Annotated in this window: 11 protein-coding genes and 1 pseudogene; 7 read left to right on the top strand and 5 right to left on the bottom strand. The window is 58.6% G+C overall.

The genetic code is table 11. The features are described 5' to 3' along the window. On the top strand, positions 1-312 hold a 312-nt coding region (locus BQ7477_RS09820; RefSeq protein WP_200783515.1), incomplete at its 5' end, for a metal ABC transporter permease. 570 nt (positions 313-882) lie between these two features. Then, positions 883-2,313 carry an ATP-binding protein gene (locus tag BQ7477_RS09815; protein WP_234968818.1) on the top strand — a complete coding sequence of 477 codons (1,431 nt, stop codon included), beginning with the start codon at positions 883-885 and terminating at the stop codon, positions 2,311-2,313. Positions 2,314-2,599: 286 nt separating this feature from the next. On the opposite strand, the gene BQ7477_RS09810 is transcribed toward BQ7477_RS09815, so the two are convergent. The 3 genes from BQ7477_RS09810 to BQ7477_RS09800 all read right to left on the bottom strand — a co-directional run bounded on the left by BQ7477_RS09810 (position 2,600) and on the right by BQ7477_RS09800 (position 5,119). Next, entirely contained in the window at positions 2,600-3,295 is a 696-nt protein-coding gene (locus BQ7477_RS09810) for a DUF6318 family protein (RefSeq protein WP_073983738.1), read from the bottom strand. Between the two features lie 14 nt (positions 3,296-3,309). Next, a complete protein-coding gene (locus BQ7477_RS09805) occupies positions 3,310-3,903 on the bottom strand; it encodes a hypothetical protein (protein ID WP_073983863.1) in 594 nt (197 codons plus the stop codon). A gap of 325 nt (positions 3,904-4,228) precedes the next feature. Then, positions 4,229-5,119: a DUF6318 family protein gene (locus BQ7477_RS09800; RefSeq protein WP_073983737.1), complete on the bottom strand. Its 891-nt coding sequence runs from the start codon at positions 5,117-5,119 to the stop codon at positions 4,229-4,231. 500 nt (positions 5,120-5,619) lie between these two features. Between BQ7477_RS09800 and BQ7477_RS11685 the strand changes: the two genes are divergently transcribed. Beyond that, positions 5,620-5,913, top strand: a complete 294-nt coding sequence (locus tag BQ7477_RS11685; RefSeq protein ID WP_129582552.1) for a ribbon-helix-helix domain-containing protein — start codon at positions 5,620-5,622, stop codon at positions 5,911-5,913. Positions 5,914-5,949: 36 nt separating this feature from the next. On the opposite strand, the pseudogene BQ7477_RS12855 reads toward BQ7477_RS11685, so the two are convergent. After that, a pseudogene (locus BQ7477_RS12855) lies at positions 5,950-6,444 on the bottom strand (transposase); the annotation flags it as partial. A gap of 60 nt (positions 6,445-6,504) precedes the next feature. Here BQ7477_RS12855 and BQ7477_RS09790 point away from each other — a divergent pair. The 4 genes from BQ7477_RS09790 to BQ7477_RS09775 all read left to right on the top strand — a co-directional run bounded on the left by BQ7477_RS09790 (position 6,505) and on the right by BQ7477_RS09775 (position 14,273). Continuing rightward, positions 6,505-7,383, top strand: coding sequence for a DNA methyltransferase (locus BQ7477_RS09790; protein WP_234968794.1), 879 nt, complete (start codon positions 6,505-6,507; stop codon positions 7,381-7,383). Between the two features lie 15 nt (positions 7,384-7,398). Continuing rightward, positions 7,399-10,365, top strand: coding sequence for a restriction endonuclease (locus BQ7477_RS09785; RefSeq protein ID WP_073983736.1), 2,967 nt, complete (start codon positions 7,399-7,401; stop codon positions 10,363-10,365). A 143-nt stretch (positions 10,366-10,508) separates the two neighbouring features. After that, positions 10,509-13,229: an SNF2-related protein gene (locus BQ7477_RS09780; RefSeq protein ID WP_234968793.1), complete on the top strand. Its 2,721-nt coding sequence runs from the start codon at positions 10,509-10,511 to the stop codon at positions 13,227-13,229. Between the two features lie 30 nt (positions 13,230-13,259). Then, the gene (locus tag BQ7477_RS09775) at positions 13,260-14,273 is read left to right on the top strand and encodes a DUF3644 domain-containing protein (protein WP_073983734.1); all 1,014 of its coding nucleotides are present in this window, start codon (positions 13,260-13,262) and stop codon (positions 14,271-14,273) included. 197 nt (positions 14,274-14,470) lie between these two features. On the opposite strand, the gene BQ7477_RS09770 is transcribed toward BQ7477_RS09775, so the two are convergent. After that, positions 14,471-17,764 (bottom strand): restriction endonuclease, encoded by a 3,294-nt coding sequence (locus tag BQ7477_RS09770; protein ID WP_234968791.1) that lies wholly within the window; start codon positions 17,762-17,764, stop codon positions 14,471-14,473. Positions 17,765-17,877: the final 113 nt, after the last annotated feature.

Genomic DNA, 17,877 nt, shown 5'->3' with positions numbered 1-17,877 from the left:
TCTTTGTATGTCGCCGTGGCCCTGGCCGTCGTGATCTCTGTGCAGACGATCGGTAACGTCCTGGTGCTGGCCCTCCTCGTGACCCCCGCGGCCACCGCGCGGCTGTTGTGCGACCGCCTGGGGACCATGATGATCCTGTCGCCGGCGCTGGGGGCTGCCGGGGGCCTGGTGGGCCTGTACCTGTCGTGGGCGCTGGACGTGCCCACGGGCGCCACGATCGTCCTGGTGCTGACCGCGTGCTTCGTGCTCGCCTGGGTCTTCGCGCCGAGGCACGGGATCCTCGCGCGGACAATGCGGGAGAGGCGGGGGTGAGATTTTGCTGTTGGTTGCGCGGCGCAGGTGCGCGTGACTTATTGAGTGGGGTGCTGCCGAGGGGTGGCGCCCCGCTTGTTGTTCGCTGTGGTTGAGTGCGTGGTTGGCGTGTGGTTGCGCGTTTGCGGGCGTGTGCCCGTAGGTGCAGGCGCCGAATGTTTCACGTGAAACAATTCGAGGATGACAGTTGATGTGGGGTGAGGCGTGGGCGGGTGCTGAGAGGACTTGAAACTGGGCTTAGACGGTTGCTCGGGTGGTGTACGACATTGCTTGTGCTGCCTGTCGAGCAAGTGGTGGGACTGTTAGGCATGGAGCGATTGTTTCACGTGAAACACATGTTCATGGGGCTGGTATCTGTTTCCGTTGTGGCCTCGAGGTTGAGGCGTCGCTCGATTCTATGAATCATATATGCCCCTCTATGAGATTCCATGACGCAAAATTGGGCGTCTATGAGTTATGAAGGGGCCTATATGTCATAGAAACCCCCTTCTATAACATAGAAATGGGGTTCTATGAGATAGAATTGAAGCTATTTCCAACGATCTTGAGGGTCTGCTGGGCGCTTTGGCTGTGCTCGAACTGCGCGGTGGTGACACGGATGCAATCGAGGCGAAGACTTTCTCAGAGTATTCGGCGCAGCAGCTTGGGCCAACACTGAGTGCCTTCGCAAACATGCCCGGAGGTGGAGTGATCCTGCTGGGCGTGTCGGAGCGGAATGGGATTGCTGTCGTTGGTGTCGACGACGTTCATGGTTTGCTTCAGTGGGTAGCTGATCAGGCGCGGAAGGGTTTTAGCGCGCCGTTTCGAATCGATGCGTTACCCATCAATGTTGACGGTAAAACAGTTGGTGTTGTCAACGTTGAGGGTGCTGATGCGAATGAAAAACCGGTGCGGTGGCTGAAGGATAAGAAGGCGTATCTGCGTCAGTATGACGGTGACTATCAGATGTCGCCGTCGGAGGAACAGATGCTGCTCCTGCGTCATCGCCGTCCGATCGCCGACGCGCAGGCCGTGCCCGGAACGTCTCTTCAAGACCTTGACCCGGACTTGCTCACCCGATACCTCTCGTCTGTTCGCACAACGACCCCACGCCTCGTCAATGACAGTGATGAAGCGGTTCTTTACTTCACGGGCGTCGTTGCCGACCGTGAGAGTGGAGAGCTGTCGGTTGCCGGCCTCTATGCGTTGGGTGAGTATCCCCAGCGCCTTCTTCTACACCTGACGGTCACGGCTGCGGTCGAAGGTACCGATGATGTGCGGGCCGTTAATCGTCGTGATTTCACGGGGGCGCTGCCGGTGATCTTGGAGGATGCCTTGGAGTGGGTTAGGCAGAACGTGGAATCGCGGCAGGTTGTCACGCGTGATGGGGACGGGGTGACAGATTATGCAGTGCCACTGTTGGCGGCCCGTGAGGTCATCGCAAATGCGTTGGTTCACCGTGATCTGTCCGAGGCATCACGCGGAAAGGGGATCGACCTGAGAATCACGCGTGAAGGATTGCGGCTGACCAATCCGGGCGGCCTGTGGGGAATCACGGTCGATCGGCTTGGCACTGGCGATCACCCTGCGGTGAACGAGCGTCTCTATCAGATTTGCCGCAACGTTGAAGGGGGAAGCGGGCGCGTGATCGAGGCAATGGGGACTGGAATTCGTGAGGCTCGCCGGGCATTACGGGATGCTGGGATGGCGGAACCCTGTTTCTTTGATAATGGGGTGTCCTTCACGGTGCGTTTCCCGAATGCTGCGCTGATTCCGGATGGGGACTTGACGTGGCTTGGCGGTCTCGGGCTGGAGGCGGCGACCGGTTTGAATAGGCGTCAGAAGGAGGCGCTGGTTGACATGCGTCATGGGCGTACCTGGAGCAACGGGGAATATAGGGAGCATTTTGGTGTGACCGCTGAGGAAGCGCGCTCGGAGCTGCGCGACCTCGTGTCACGAGGTCTGGTGACGTCCACGGGTCAGCGCCGCTGGGTGCGATACGAGCTCGCTGTGAAGCCGTGACCGTGGTGTGACGCTGGTCCGGTGGCCTGGGGCGACCGGGACAGCTGCGGTGAGGGCGTGGGGGTGTTCCTTGTGTTGATGGATGTGTCGTCGACGGTGACGACGCGGAGACGGTCGAGTGTTTCACGTGAAACAATGACGTTGAGGCGGCGGCCCACGATGGTGGGCTGGGGCCCCAGTGTGTGGAGTGCTGGAGTCGTGGTGCCGCAGCCGTATTGTCAGCATCAACAATAAGAGTTGACTCTGCGGCCTGTCGCTCTCAGCGGATATGGATTCTCGGTGGTCATTAGTGATCCCAGATGTGGGTGACGACCCATGTGTCCCCCCGCTCTTCAAGAAATAGGACACGAAAGAGTGTTCGTTCGCTGTTGATTTCCTCGTCGGTTACTGTGCTTATGGTGTCGTATTGTTCTGATGCCTTTTCTTCTGTTAGGTGGCGGAATGCTGCCGGTGTTTGCAAATACGTGAACTCGATACAAATTCCTTCAGTGCCTGCCTTTTGGAGTGAACACTCGTATATCTTATTTGTTTGAAGATACTTATTGGTGAGCGGCTTGACGAGATATGCATCTGTATGCATGCGTTCCAGGTCGTGTGCAAATGCATCGCAGTAACCTTCAACCTGACACACCTTCATGAAGTCATCTGTGTCTCCGGTATTGAACGCATATGCCCATAGGTCGATGTACCACTGTGATGTCGCTTGGGCACCGATTTGCCCACCCGCGTAAAGGTGTGGCGGGGGAGTGGGCTTCGGGATGTTAACGGGAGTTGGTTCTGTGGATTGAAGGGTGTCTCCCGATTGGGAGCCGGATTGCGCGGTGTTGTCAGACTGGGGTGACTGTGCCCCGGACTGAAGTTCGGCGTTCGCGTGGGCTCGAGCGTTGAATGCGTGGAACCCCAGGAACGATGCGCCGATGATGACAACGGCGGCAATAACGGCTCCGACCCACTGGCCGATGTTGGAGGGTTTGGTGGTCATGGTGCATCACTCGCTTAGTGTCCTTGTTTTTCTTCCCAGGTGTCGGTGTTGTTGATGACGAGGTGAGACAACGGGAACGGGCCTGTTGTTTCGGTGGTGGTGACCAGGCCGTTGATCGTCTGGGTTTCCCCGGTGAAGGGGTTCGTAAGTGTGCCGCTCCAGGTGGTGGTGAGGGTGATTTCTCGGTTTTCGTGGGGGTATGGGCCGTCGAGCATGGAGCGCCAGCCTTGGGGCGGGGTGTAGTAGTGGCGGATAAGACGCGGGTCATTGTTCGGGTCAATGCCCTTCTCCCACGCCAAGCCCGGCGATGTGGTGATCGTGCTTGGTGTGCTGTCTCCCCAGTTCCACTCGTAGTTTGTGGCGGTGAGCGTGATCGTGATGTCGCGGCCCAGCAGGTTAATGACGTGGGTCTGAGCCGGGGAGGTAACCGAGACGATCGTGGGGATGAACTTGTTCGTGTACGACACACCCAACGGTCGCTTACGCAAACCCGCCCCATCAGCATGAATGACGGCTGCCGCCGAATAGAGAATCTCTCTCGTTGTAGGTAGCTTCTCAGGTAGGGGAGATTCAGGAGTCTCTGGTGGCGGATAGGCGCATACTGCCACACGCAACTTCAGCGGTAGCGAAGGGTCGGTGATGTCGAAACCGCAATGCTCCCAGTCAATATCAGAATCTGGATCGCTGGCGTGCTCAGATTGAGCCGTGTTTAGGGCTCTGTCATCACCAAGAGTCGATTCAGATGAGGGAGCGGATCCGTCAATGATTTGTTGCACTGTGTTCGCTAGCGCCACTGCAACACTTGTTCCACTGGCTTCGGCCCCAAAGTGCGGAGAACCTAAGGGCAAGTCCTCTGCGCGCGCGTTCGAGGCCGCTAATACCGTCAAGAAGAATGTGTATGATAGTAGTGACGATATGAGTCGACATGGGTTGTTATTTTCCTTGAGCACTTTCCGAACCTCCTTGAATGGCAATCCAAGTTCCGTCCCTCCATGTCATCAGTAAGGCAAAGACTAACTGTGATTCCTCTGCAGAGGAGACAGCATTCTTGCCTCTGCACGTTGTGCCGTCTGATGTTGTAGCTAAGAAGACGATAAGTACTGAATTAGGCGGCACGTCTTTGTCATTAGGTGGTTGTGGATTGACTTGTAAAATGTGATCGATAGTAATTGTGTTGCCGAATGTCCATCCGGACGAATAAGTGTCATGAATGTCGGATATGAACTTATTTCGAAAACTATCATTCGGGTCTGAAACTGCCTCAAAAGGAAACGTGTCTCCGGTGTTCCAGGCATACGCAAGGGTCGCTAGGTAGTACTCCGCTGCTGCTTCTGCTCCTCGTTCTGTGTTCTCTTTGGCCTCCTCGGGTAGTTGGGGTTTGGTGTAGATGGATGCTGCGTGTTCGGCCGGGCGAATGAGGACGCCGTCGGGGCCGATCTGGTATCCGCCCGACATCGCCGCCTCGGTGGAGGCCATGGCGGGTGCGGTGGGTGTGGGGTTGATGGGCGGGGTGGTGGTGGCTGCGACGGTTGGCCTTTCGCCCCATGCTGGCCACCAGCCTTCGGCGACCCCGTTGATGTACACGGCGAAGACCGCGCCCGCGAAGAGGGCCACGTAGACCACGCGCATCCCCCAATAGAACGGCTCAACGTGCAGCCAGGCCCGTGCGCGGGCCCGGGCGTCCTTGGGGCGTCGCGCTTTGACTTCGGCCCGATAGTCGGCCCACCGCTGACGCAGCGTGTACTTGCGCGGCATGGACTCGCGGCGGAACTGCTCCTCGTCCTCCTCAGTCACGGGCCGCTCGGACAACGGTGGAACCATCATGTTCTCTCAACCTCCACGATGAGGTAGCTATCCTCCAGCGCGCCCCCACCATCGGAAGCACACCCTGTTATGAACACAGGCTACGCCCAGAACCAACATAAAACACTAGAAATATAAAGTAACTATGATGCACATCCTCCCGAAATTTGATGATGGGCAGCGCAAATGTGCGGCTAAAGGACAAATCGCTCGTCTGACCTTGTCAAACAATGATCGACGTGTGCGACGCACGCATCTGGTACAGGTGAAACTGTGGGCCAGTATGTGGACGAAGTCGCCAGTAAGGTTCAAAAGGCGTCATTTGGCGACATGTAGGGCTTCTGATCGAAGGAACGGAGTGTGCGCGCAGTGAGTTCCTTGATGGGGATGGGGGAGCGCCACCGTGCCATCGATTGTTTCACGTGAAACATTCCGACAAGAGATGCGTTGATCCGCGCCACTCTGGGTGTAGCGGCTGCGTCGCGCAATTTGTGAGGCATGTGCCGTGTATACCTGTCCCCATGAAGAAGCGCAGTAACCGAGCGGACGTGAAGATGAAGGCCGACCTCCAACGCTGGCTCATTGAATCCGGAGAAGCTGAAGAACTTGTGGCCTTCCTACGCGAGGAGCGGGCGCGTCATCCGGCACCCCCGCCACGAGTGGCTGTAACCACGAGCCTTGATGTTGATATTTTTGACGCCATGATGGCTCGCGCGTCCAGTGAGGGCATCACGTCACGGTCGGGAGCCCTACGCGCCGCGGTGCGCGAGTGGGTGCGCGACGTCGAGCGCCAGCCCGAGGCGCACGAGGATTGACGAGGCCGTGGCTGGTCCCCGGGTCGTGGACGGCGNGGGGGGTTTGCGCCCGCTTGCTGGGGGTTTCTTGCGCATCCACCGGCGCGAGGGCAAGCAAATGCCGTGCTCGATGAGCGTCTTCTTGGGGTGGGCGTAGATCCACGTGTAGATCGCCTCGTGGCTGATCGTGTGACCCTGGGCGTCGGGAGAAGTATCCATGGAGGGCAGTGTGCCACACGCCTCCTCACGCAAGCGCCCGCTGATCTGGCGGGGAGTGTGCCCCTGGGACAAATCAGCAATCACACGGCGGCGAAGGACCTCGTCACAATCCAACAGGCGCTTCTTCGGGCGACGCCTGGCCGCGCGGGCCGCCTTGTCGGCCTCCTCGGCCCGATACTGCCCGTCAGGGCCCGTATGGCGGGCGATCTCACGGCACACCACCGAGGGGCTACGCCCAATCAAGTGAGCGATACGCGTCTGGGACAAGCCCACATTCCCCCCCGCCATGATCGCCGCGCGATCCCAGGCACCAAGCATCCGACGACACCCCATGATCAGCCTCCAAACAGCATCACCACTACAGGAAATTGCTTACACCCTATGACACCGCCCTTGTATTTCGTTGAGAATTCTGCTGGCTGGAAGGTGTACACCAAGGTAAGGGACGTAGATGTCACCACCGTCAAGGATCTGATCACTGGGATATCTACGAACGCCGGCAGTTCCGACGTGGCACGACTGGGCATGTCATCCTCATTGTTTGACTACCCGAAGCCTGTCGATCTCATCAGGCTCCTAGTGCCTTTGATTGCTACAGATCAAGATATCGTGTTGGACTTTTTTGCTGGCTCGGGAACCACCGGTCAAGCTGTCCTGGAAGCAAATGCGGCGGATGGCTGGCAGAGGCGCTACATTCTCGTACAACTCCCTGAACGTTTTGAACTAGGTAGTGATGGCCATTTCGCTGGATATCACTCGATCTGCGATGTTTCGCGCGAGCGGATCCGCCGTGCGGGAGAGAAGATCCTTGAGGACGAAGCTGCCAAGCTTGATGGTCGAGCGCATTCCCTTGATGTTGGTTTCCGCGCTTACAAGCTTGTAGACACTAACTTTACGAAGTGGAGGGCGGACTCTGGACTCTCTGAAGACGAGCTAGTCGGTTTGTTTGCCGACTTGGCTGACTCGGCTGATGATCATGCCCGTCCCGAGGCGCTCCTGACCGAGGTGCTCTTGAAGCTGGGATTCTCGTTGACGGAGAAGATCGAGGCCGTTGAGGTTGCTGGTCTGAGCGTGTTCAGTGTGGCTGATGGCTTGGTGATGGCTTACTTGGATGAGCACACTCAACCGACCTTGGATCAGCTACGAGCTCTGGTCGGTAAGGAACCCGAGCGCTTGGTAGTGCTAGAGGATGCGTTCCAGGGTAATGACGAGTTGAAGACGAATCTGGTGCAGGAGTGCCGCACACACAATGTCGATTTGTGGACGGCGTAGGAGGACTTGAGTTCCATGAAATTCCAGTTTGACCCGCGCCAGCCGTACCAAACTAGTGCGATCGAGGCCGTCACCGATTTGTTCGATGGGCAACCAGCTGACGCTGATCAGCTCCTCAACAGGTTGCAGTATCGACCGCCACAACAGCCGCTTGACCTGCCGGATTTCGGTGATCAGGAAGCCTTCGACGTTTTCTTAGAGATCGGGGCGTACGGCAATAACCTCGTTCTCGACGAAGACACGGTTTTGGAGAACTTGCAGGTCGTTCAGGATCGGAACGGCTTGGAGATCAACGACGGCTTAGTTGATGGGTTGCAGTTCGATATCGAGATGGAAACCGGCACGGGTAAGACTTATGTCTATCTGCGCACGGCCTTCGAGCTGGCCACGAAGTACAAGTTCAACAAGTACATTATCCTGGTTCCCTCGGTTGCGATCCGTGAGGGCGTGAAGACCAGCATCCAGTTGATGCGGGAGCACTTCCGCCACCTGTATCCGCAGATCAACATGGACTACACTGTCTACTCCGGTGACCGGGCTGAGGACGTGCGTGATTTTGCTACTGCCACGTCCTTGCAATTCTTGGTGATGACGATCGACTCGATCCGTGGTGACAAGAATACCCGGATCATTCACCAACAGCGCGACAAGCTCTCCGGTCTGCGGCCGTTGGATTATTTGCAGGCGACTCGGCCGATCGTGATTATGGACGAGCCGCAGAACATGGAGTCGCTGCTCGCGCAGTCTGCTGTGGCTGATCTGAACCCGATGTGTACGCTCCGGTACTCAGCCACTCACCGCACGACCCGAAATGTTGTGTACCGGCTCGATCCACTCGATGCGCACCGGCTGGAGCTGGTCAAGAAGATCGTTGTTTCGGATGCTCAAGAGCTCGGGAGTGCGGCCAAGCCGTATGTGAAGCTTCTTGAGGTCAAACGTGACCCAGGCTTCAAGGCGAGCCTGGAGTTGATCTGCCGTAAGAAAGACGGTTCCTACGCGAAGCAGAAGGTCAACGCGACTCAAGGCGCTGACCTTGAGCGGCTCTCGGGCGGTAACCCGGCGTATGAGGGAAACTGGCGGATCAACGAGATCAGTGTGATGCCTGAGCAGATTGAGCTCACCAACTACGGCTATCTGAGCGTGGGGGAAGAGATCGGTAGTAACAAAGCCGCTGTCTTCCAGGCGATGATCCGCGAAACCGTGCGCGAGCACATCCGCAAAGAAGAACAAGTGCATGCCCAAGGGATCAAGGTGTTGTCGCTGTTCTTTATCGACAAGGTCGCCTCCTACCTGGGTGAGGGCATCAATAACCTGGACGCCAACGGCGATTTTGCAACCTGGTTTGACGCCGTCTATCAAGAGGAGCGGGCGAAGAACTCTGCCTCTCATGCGTTTTTGCCTGCCGATCCGATAGAGGCACGCTCGGGCTACTTTGCGCAGATGAAGCGCGGCAAGGGCAAGGCTGCCCAGATCACGTTCAAAGACTCCTCGGGTAAGACGAAGGCTGATGATGACGCCTACGAGCTGATCATGAAGGACAAGGCTCGGCTATTGAGCATGGATGAACCGGTGCGGTTCATCTTCTCCCACTCTGCGCTGCGTGAAGGGTGGGATAACCCGAACGTGTTCCAGATCTGCACCCTGCGCGACATGTCCACCGAGACTGAACGCCGCCAGACGATCGGACGCGGTTTGCGTCTGCCGGTCAACCAGGATGGTCAGCGCGTCAAGGATGCCGGAACCGCACAGTTGACGGTCGTAGCGAACGAATCATATGCGGCGTTCGCTGCAGGTCTGCAAGACGAGTACAAGCGTGCCGGTGTCGCCGTCGGTTACGTGCGTAAGACCGAGTTCGCTGAACTACCGATCGTTGAGGCCGGTAAGGAATCCCGCCTCGGCACACGCCGCTCTGCTGAAATCTGGGATGCATTGCACGATCGCGGTTACATCAACGATGCCGGTGAGGTGTTGGGTACGTGGGTGCCGGAACAACTCGGGTTCACAGTCGGGCTGCCTGAACAGTACGCGGGCTACGAGCAAGAAGTCATTGATCTGGTTGAACGGTGCAAGATCGAAGTGCTGGTCAAGCCCAAGCGCAAGCGCGTGACTCGCTCGCTGAACAAGCAGGTGTATGCCACACCCGAGTTTGAGCAGTTCTGGGAGAAGATCACATCGCGCACCACCTACCGGGTGAGCCTAGACCGTGCTGACCTGGTCCAACGATGTGTGGCAAGAATTAAGGAAGCACCAGAGATTCAGCCGATCCGTATCCAGGTCACCCGCACAGGGCTGGAGCTCACCCGTGGCGGTCCAAAAGGTTCGCTTCTTGGGTTCCGCGACGAGGTACTCCAAGAGTCCTACCCATTGCCAGACATAATATTGCAGCTCCAGGAATCCACCTCGCTAACCCGTAAAACGATTATCGACATTCTGCTGGGTTCGGAGCGTGTAGGTGAGTTCCTGACGAACCCGAATGACTACATCAAGATGGTCACCGGGTGCATCGAAACCGAGCTCGCTCACACCCTCATCGAGGGAATCCAGTATGAGCCGATCGGTGGCAGTATCTACGAGTTGCGTGAACTACAGGCCGATGGGCTTGAGGAGAAGGATCGTTTCATCGACCAGCTCTACAAGGTGACCCATAAGGAGAAGACCGACTTCGATTATGTGGTCTTCGACTCGGCGGTTGAGAAACAGTTCGCCCAGTACTTGGATGGGCGTGAGGACATCAAACTGTTCATGAAGCTACCCGACAAGTTCCGTATCCCTACTCCGGTCGGGGACTATAACCCGGACTGGGCGATCATCAAGGTCGAAGATGGGGTCGAGTACCTGTATTTGGTGCGTGAGACGAAGTCAAGCCAAGATCCTTCGAAGCGTCGCCCAAGCGAGAACGCGAAGATCACGGCAGCGATGAAGCACTTCGAGGCCATTGGCGTGGACTACGCGGTGAGTTCTCCTGATCGCTGGACAATCTAGGAGACGAATGCATGTTGCGGCGTTTAAGTGACTATCAGGCCAAGTTCTATGCTCACGAGCTGGATCGTTCCTACGCGTCCGATCATGTTGGGCGGTTAGCGGGTCTGCTGTTTGACGCCCAGGTGGAGCCCAAACCCCACCAGGTGGACGCGGCACTGTTCGCGTTGCAGTCCCCGTTCACGAATGGAGTGATCCTGGCTGACGAGGTTGGCCTCGGTAAGACGATCGAGGCCGGGATCGTCATCAGCCAGTACTGGGCACAACGTCAACGCCGCATCCTCATCATCGCCCCATCCTCGCTGCGTCAGCAGTGGCAGCAGGAGCTGAGTGAGAAGTTCGCGCTGCCTGCCACGTTGATGGACAGTAAGAACATCGACACACTCATCGCCCCAGGTGGCCGTGATGAGGTCCTCATCTGCTCCTACGAGTTCGCAAACTCCCAAACCCACAAGCTCATCCGTACATGGGATCTGGTGGTGTGCGATGAGGCGCACCGGTTGCGCTCCCACTGGACAGGACAAGCGAAAATCGCGGGCAATGTTGCCAGGATCTGTCAGGCCGCAGGCAAAACGGTGATGCTTACCGCAACCCCGCTGCAAAACCGTCTTGAAGAGCTCTACGGGCTGGTCAGCGTGTTCGCACCCGACTACTTCCACTCGCTTGAAGCGTTCAAAGAACGCTACCTCGACCACCCCGAAGGAGTCGGGAACGACGATCTTTCCGCACGAGTGGCACGTATAGCCAAGCGCACGTTGCGCAAGGATGCGGATAAGTACATTCGCTTCACCCAACGGATGCCGCTGACCATCGCTTTCACACCCAGCCCCAAAGAGATCCAGCTGTACGACAAGATCAATGAGTATTTGCAGCGACCATTCTTGTGGGCCTTCGCCAAGTCCCAACGGCACCTATCTGCACTCATCTTGCGCAAACGGCTCGGCTCTTCATCCTTCGCGGTGGCTACGACTCTGGAGAGAATTGCGGATCGTCTCCAGGCAGAAGTGAAGGCTGGACGTAGACGCAATGACGCGGGCGGTCTTGTAGACGACCCCGACCTGACCAGCGAGATGCGGGAAGCCAGCGAAGCCAACACCGACACTAGTGTTGAGCAGATCGACACCGGTCAGCGTGCCGAGATGCTCGACGAGGTGAACGAGCTGCGCGGCTTTGCTGCCCTGGCGCGGTCGATCACGGTCAACCAGAAGGCTGTCAAACTCGTCGACGCCCTTGAGCAAGGCTTCGAGAAGCTCCGGGAAATTGGTGCACCCGAAAAAGCGATAATCTTCACCGACTCGACCGTCACCCAAAATTACCTCGCCCGGTCGCTTACCGATGCCGGGTGGGGTGAGGGGCTCATTCTGTTTAACGGCAGTAACGACAGCCCGGAAGCTAAACGGATCTACAACGGGTGGCTAATGGAGAACCAAGGTAGTGACCTCGTCACCGGCATCGCTGCTGCCGACCGACGTAAAGCTCTCGTAGATGAGTTCCGTGACCGTGGCCGATTGATGATCGCCACCGAGGCTGCAGCTGAAGGTATCAACCTGCAGTTTTGCTCCATGCTCGTCAACTATGACCTGCCGTGGAACCCGCAGCGCATCGAGCAGCGTATTGGTCGCGTGCACCGGTTCGGGCAGAAGCACAACGTCATCGTGGTGAACTTCTCCAACAAGGGCAACCTTGCAGAAGAACGCATCCTCGAACTACTGAGTGAGAAATTCCAGCTCTTCACGTCCGTGTTTGGCGCATCCGATGAGGTCCTAGGGCAGATCGAAGACGGTCTCGACTTCGAGAAAATGATCGCTGGCATCTTGGACAACTGCAAAACAGCTGCCGAGATCGATGCAGCGTTCAAGGAACTCGAGGAACGGTACTCGAAACAAATCAACCGTGAAATGAAGAGGACACGGGCAAAAGTTTTCGACAACCTCGACCCGAAAGTACGCGACAAACTCAAGTCCTACGACGCCCAGACCGGTGTGGTACTCAACGCGTTCGAACGCCTACTCATCCGAGTCACCCGCCACGAGCTGGAAGATATGGCGACCTTCAACGGGTCGGGCACCCAGTTCACACTCCACGAGCCGCCACAAGCGGGCATTCCCGTTGGCGACTACTACTTCAAATCGGAACCTCGAAAGGGCGCGCACCAGTACCGGTACACCAGCGACTTGTGTGCCTGGGTGATCGACGCAGCGAAAACCCATGCAACCCCACCAGCAAGACTCGCCTTCAAGATCAGCAGCTCAGAGCGCGCAACCGCCATTGCAAAACGCCTGAGCCACAAGCGAGGAAGACTACGTATTGAAGAAGCTAGCTTCACCATGAAGGCAGGAAGCCAGCAGCTGCGCGAGTCCTACCTGCTGACTGCTGGGTTCTTTGATGACGGCACCCCCATGGACCATGAGCAGATACGAGACCTCCTCGACCTGCACTGCACCGACAGCACTGCCGACCAAGTCGAAACCAGTGGTTTCGCCGAAGTCATCGCAAAGGAGTTGGAGGAGCTTAGGGGGGACGTCGAAGACCGCAACGCGCGCTTCTTCCTCGAGCAAGAAGCACTCCTCGACGCGTCACGGCTCGACCTCAAAGCGAAGTACGACGCGAAGATCCGCGAGTACCAAGCCAAGGAAGCCACCGCAAACAAGGAAGCTCGCAAGGCCTCGAATGCTACCCAAGAACTAAAGCTCAAGCAGGAAGCACGCCAATGGCGACGCAAGGCTGACGATGCCGAGGACGAATACCGCAAGGAGCGGAACCGTCTCCGTGACGCGTCCGATCAACTGCTCGACAGCGCACAAGATGCTCTCCAAGCGAAGCATTCCCACCAGGTGCTCTTTAGCATCAACTGGGAGGTCATGTGAACATGCCAGTGCCCAGGGAAGGTATGTCTGATGGCTAGGCCATATGTTTCGCACAAGAAGCTCTGCGACAACTCTCGCGCGGCGATGCTCGCAGCCATCGAAATCTACAACAAGCCACAAACGACTTATCGTGAGCAGGTCGTCACAGTTCTTGTCGTCAACGCATGGGAACTCATCCTCAAGGCTGCTCTGCGGAAAGCTAAGAAGAACATTTTCTACAAGAAGAAGCGCGGTGAAGACTACCGATCTTTTTCCTTAGAGCATTGCATCGCTGATATGGATCGCCATCGTCTTTGGCCCAGTAGCGTTGACGGAGATGGCGTTCGAGCTAACCTGCATGTTCTCACCGATTATCGAAACAAGATCATCCACCTTTACGTGTCCGACGATCTCAACACGATCCTCTACATGTTCCTGCAGCAAAGCATCGTGAACTACCGCGACTTCGTGCTCGATGTCTTCGGTAAGGACTTGGCTGATGACATCACATGGACGCTTTTGCCGCTTGCTGCGAGCACCCCCAGCGATGCAATCCGATCCCTACGAGTCGACGGGGATGGAAGATCCACGCAAGTAGTCGAGGACTTCCTACGAGACCTGAGGAAGATCATCGGCGAAGCTGAAGATCTAGGAGCAGACATGGGCCGCATCGCCATGATCCAAGAGATCAACCTGCAATCTGGGAAGAAGATCAGCCGAGCCGATCTTGAAGTTGCGATTGACCAAGGTGCCGCAACCGCGATCGTTCAACGAAAAGTGGACCCCAACGAAACACACCCGTATTCCGCAACGCAACTGATAGAGCGAGCGAATAGGGCAAGGAAGAACAGGAGGAAGCTAACCAGCTACGATCTGACTTGCATGGCGTGGAAACACAATATGCGAGACAACAGCAAGTTCGCTTGGCGAGGAACCCATAACCTCACCCACGTGTGGTCTGGAGATGCGTTAAGCTTTCTCAAGAACCAAACTGACGAGGAGTTCGACCGCGTCAGGGCGGAGTACAAACAGTATCTGCGATACAAGAAGCGCAGCAAGAAGTGAAGGGCAACTCCCGGATACCTTTTGACGCGACCCCTGTGCTTTTTGACGGCTCCGAGTTCGTGCGGCAGAGTGGGTGCAAAACCAGCTCGCCCCGCTGAATCGGCTCCACAATCAGCTGGCCGAACTGACCCGCCAGCGTGCCGGTACTTCGCCCGCCACGACCGAACAGCTCGCGTTCCCCGTGTTATCGCGCCATTTCACGCGGTGAGCACGCAATCGCGCACATCGTTAGTTTGTATGACTCGCGCTATCCAACGTCTCATCACAATCACCATGATAGCGGAATCCTTCTCCGCCTTCGCACGCTCGTTGTTGGCGGCCAGGCCCTCGAAGTCCTCGGTGATCGTGCCGTCACCCTCGTGCAGCTGGAAGGTGTCCGTCAGGGTCATGCCCGGGAACTCCACGTAGCCCTCGTCCACGCCCTGCTCGGCGCGCACCTGGTGGTACACCTGCTCGATGTTGATCGACGCGATGTAGTAGGAGAGCAGCACGAACTCGTTCGCGAAGATCTCATGCTTGTACTTGCGCTCCAAGGCCTCGGGCGGGATGACCCCCAGCTGCAGCAGGCGCGCCACGAAGGTGCCCGTGCCCGCGAAAGGCTCGATGATGGCCACGCCCGGATCCCCCAGGCCCTGGCCGAACGCCGTGCGCATCGCGTCGTCCGCGCTGCGAATAATGAAGTCGACGACCTCGACGGGCGTGAAGACGATCCCCAGGCGCTCGCTCATGCGCGGGAACGCCTGCGAGAAGAAGCGATCGTAGAGCGTGCGCATGATCTCCTGCTTACCCGCCAGGGTATGCACGGCCTCGATGCGCTCGACCATCGCCCGATAAAAGGCGTCCAGATCGCGGCGCTCGTTCTCGAACATCGAGTGCGACGCCAGCATCTCCACAATCGTGTTCATCGCGCGGCTCACCGGGTTCTGCTTCGAGAACGAATGATCCGGGAACATCGCGTCAAAGAGCGGGGCTGTCAGGATGTGCTGGGCCAGCATCTCTACCGCTGACTCGTTGTCCACGGCCGGATTCAGCGTCGCGCGCAGAGCGCCCACAAACTCCTGGAATGCGTCCTGGCGCTCCGGATCCTCCAGCAGGCGATCAATGAGGTGAATGTAGCGGTCCGCCACCGTCGCGATGTCCTTGGACCAATCCTCCCAGTACAGGGATGAGCCCACCTTCTTCACTATCCGGCCGAACACCGACTCCTTCCAATCTGACGGCAGCAGCGTCAGCTGACCCTGGATCCCCTGGGCCACTCCGTCCGCGCCGGAACCCGAAGACCCGGCCCCGGCCTCGTCCCCATCGGGCGCACTGCCGCCGAGCGGATCGTCCTGCTTCTTCGCCTTCTCGAGGGAGACCTGCTCGACGATGATGTTCTCCGGGCCCTGGCCGTTGAGCTCCATCGAATTGATCGCCGCGTCCAGGCGCTCGTCGTGCGCGCGCAGGGCCTTGAGCACCTGCCACACGACCTGGAAGCGCTTGTTATCGTCCAGCGCGCGCTCCGGCGCCATGCCCGCCGGCACGGCCACGGGCAGGATGATGTAGCCGAAATCCTTGCCCTCCGCGCGGCGCATCACGCGGCCCACCGCCTGGATGACGTCCACCTGCGACTTGCGCGGCGACAGGAACAGCACCGCGTCCAGCGTGGGAACGTCCACGCCCTCGCTCAGGCAGCGCGCGTTCGTCAGGATGCGGCACACCGGGACCTCGTCCGTGCCCGCACCCTCGGTCAGCCAATCCATCTCGCGCGCACGCACCGCCGCGTTCATCGTACCGTCCACGTGACGGCACTCGACCTGCAGGTTATCCGACGCGTCGTCATTGCTGAGGTCGCTCAGTCCAAAGGGGCCGTTCACCAGGTCCGGGAACTGCGTCGCCACCGCCTTCGAGGCCTTGATGTCCTTGCAGAAGGCCACCGCGCGGCGCATCGGCGCGCGATCCTCGCCGTAGTCCACGTCCGAGCCACGGTTCTTGCGCTTGGCCAGCGCGTTCCAACAGCCCGTCAGCTTCGCAGCCGTATCCAGGTTCAGCTCACCGCCCATCTCAGCGATCGCCTGATAGTGCTGCGACACCTCCTCCTCGCTGACCGTCAGGATGATGACCTTGTAGTCCGTCAGCAGGTTCTCCTTCACCGCCTGGCCGAAGCCCAGGCGGAAGAACACCGGACCGTAGGTGTCCTGATCGTCCATCGAGGTGAGGATCGCGTCCTTCTCCGACGCCCTGTTCTTCGCGTTCTCCGCGAAAATACGCGGCGTCGCCGTCATGTACAGGGTCTTCGCGCGGCGGATGAACTCGTCGCTGTGGATCTTCGTGAACGCGCTCTCGTCCTCGCCGGTCAGCGTCGCGCCCGTCGTGCGGTGGGCCTCGTCGCAGATGATCAGGTCGAAATCGCGCCAATCGTCGCCCGCGATCTCCTGCGCGCGGTGAATGACATCAATCGACTGGTATGTCGCGAAGACGACCTGCAGGCCCTCCGTCGCGTTATTTGCGTTCAGGGAGTCCGCGAGGCGCTGCCCGTCCGTCGTCGCCGGAATCGGCAGGTCCACCGTCGACTCCTCGGCCGTATCGTTACGCGCCGACGACGACACCTTCGTATCCGAACACACTGCCCACGCCGTGAACGCGCCGTCGGCCTCGGCCGCCCAATCGTCCAGCGTCTGCTTAAGGAGCGCGAGCGAGGGGACTGCGAACAGGATCCGGGCGGTGCCGCCCTCCTTCTCCACGAACTCGCGCGCGATCGTCAGGGCCGTGAACGTCTTGCCCGTGCCGCACGCCATGACCATCGTGCCGCGGTCATGCTCCTCGAAGCCCGCCATCACCGCGCTGCGCGCACGCACCTGATGGTCGCGCGGAACCTTGCGCTCGCGGGTCTTCGGCGCCTGCGTCGACCCCAGCGAATACGTGCGCCAATCAATATCCGAATCACGCAGATCCGCCAACGTGATACGAGAAACCGGGATCTGCTGACCCTCGATCGCATCCTGCGCGTTCTTGCCCCACGGCGCGCCCGACGTGTCCACGACAATGCGGCGACCGAACGGCTCTTTACCCGACGCCGACAGGAACGAGTCAATGTCCGCCTTCTGAATGCGGTGACCCAGCGCGTAGAACTTGCACTGAATGGCCACCGGACCCTCACCGTCGCGGACCGGGATCGCCACCAGGTCGATGCCCGTGTCGCCCGTGCGGCGCTCCGGCCACTCGCCCCACAGGTAGATGTCCTTGAACTGGTGCGCGAAACGAGCGTCATGGAGCAGGAACTGGCGCGTCAGCTCCTCAAAGAGCGTGCCCTTCTCGCGCTCGCTCTTCGCGCGCGCACGGTACTCATCCAGCAGGGCGTCGAGAGCGGACTTCGAGGAGGCGTTTGGCGAGGTGTTCGACGAGGCGGGGGTGGCATCATCTGACAAACGCTCCCGGCCATGGTGGGTGTCGGTGAAATCCGCTTCCATACCGGGCAGAGCCATGAAGTCGTCGTCGCGCGCAGCAGTCATGCGACCAAGAATAGCGGGTAATCTACGACACACAAGTGAGGTCGTGTGGCGGGTAGAGGTACAAGGGGGATAAGTTGTATGACAACGATCGCTAGCGCTTATCGTGCCGACCG

Origin of the sequence: Actinomyces bouchesdurhonensis, assembly GCF_900128465.1 — a bacterium.
Lineage (GTDB): Bacteria > Actinomycetota > Actinomycetes > Actinomycetales > Actinomycetaceae > Pauljensenia > Pauljensenia bouchesdurhonensis.
The sequence above is the reverse complement of the archived record's forward strand: the minus strand, read 5'-3'. Positions and strand labels throughout refer to the sequence as shown.

Excerpts from the sequence above, each read along its gene's own strand:
- BQ7477_RS11685 (WP_129582552.1), top strand. The coding sequence starts at position 5,620 with ATGAAGAAGCGCAGTAACCGAGCGGACGTGAAGATGAAGGCCGACCTC.
- BQ7477_RS09785 (WP_073983736.1), top strand. The coding sequence starts at position 7,399 with ATGAAATTCCAGTTTGACCCGCGCCAGCCGTACCAAACTAGTGCGATC.
- BQ7477_RS09775 (WP_073983734.1), top strand. The coding sequence starts at position 13,260 with ATGGCTAGGCCATATGTTTCGCACAAGAAGCTCTGCGACAACTCTCGC.
- BQ7477_RS09810 (WP_073983738.1), bottom strand. The coding sequence starts at position 3,295 with ATGACCACCAAACCCTCCAACATCGGCCAGTGGGTCGGAGCCGTTATT.
- BQ7477_RS09770 (WP_234968791.1), bottom strand. The coding sequence starts at position 17,764 with ATGACTGCTGCGCGCGACGACGACTTCATGGCTCTGCCCGGTATGGAA.
- BQ7477_RS09800 (WP_073983737.1), bottom strand. The coding sequence starts at position 5,119 with ATGATGGTTCCACCGTTGTCCGAGCGGCCCGTGACTGAGGAGGACGAG.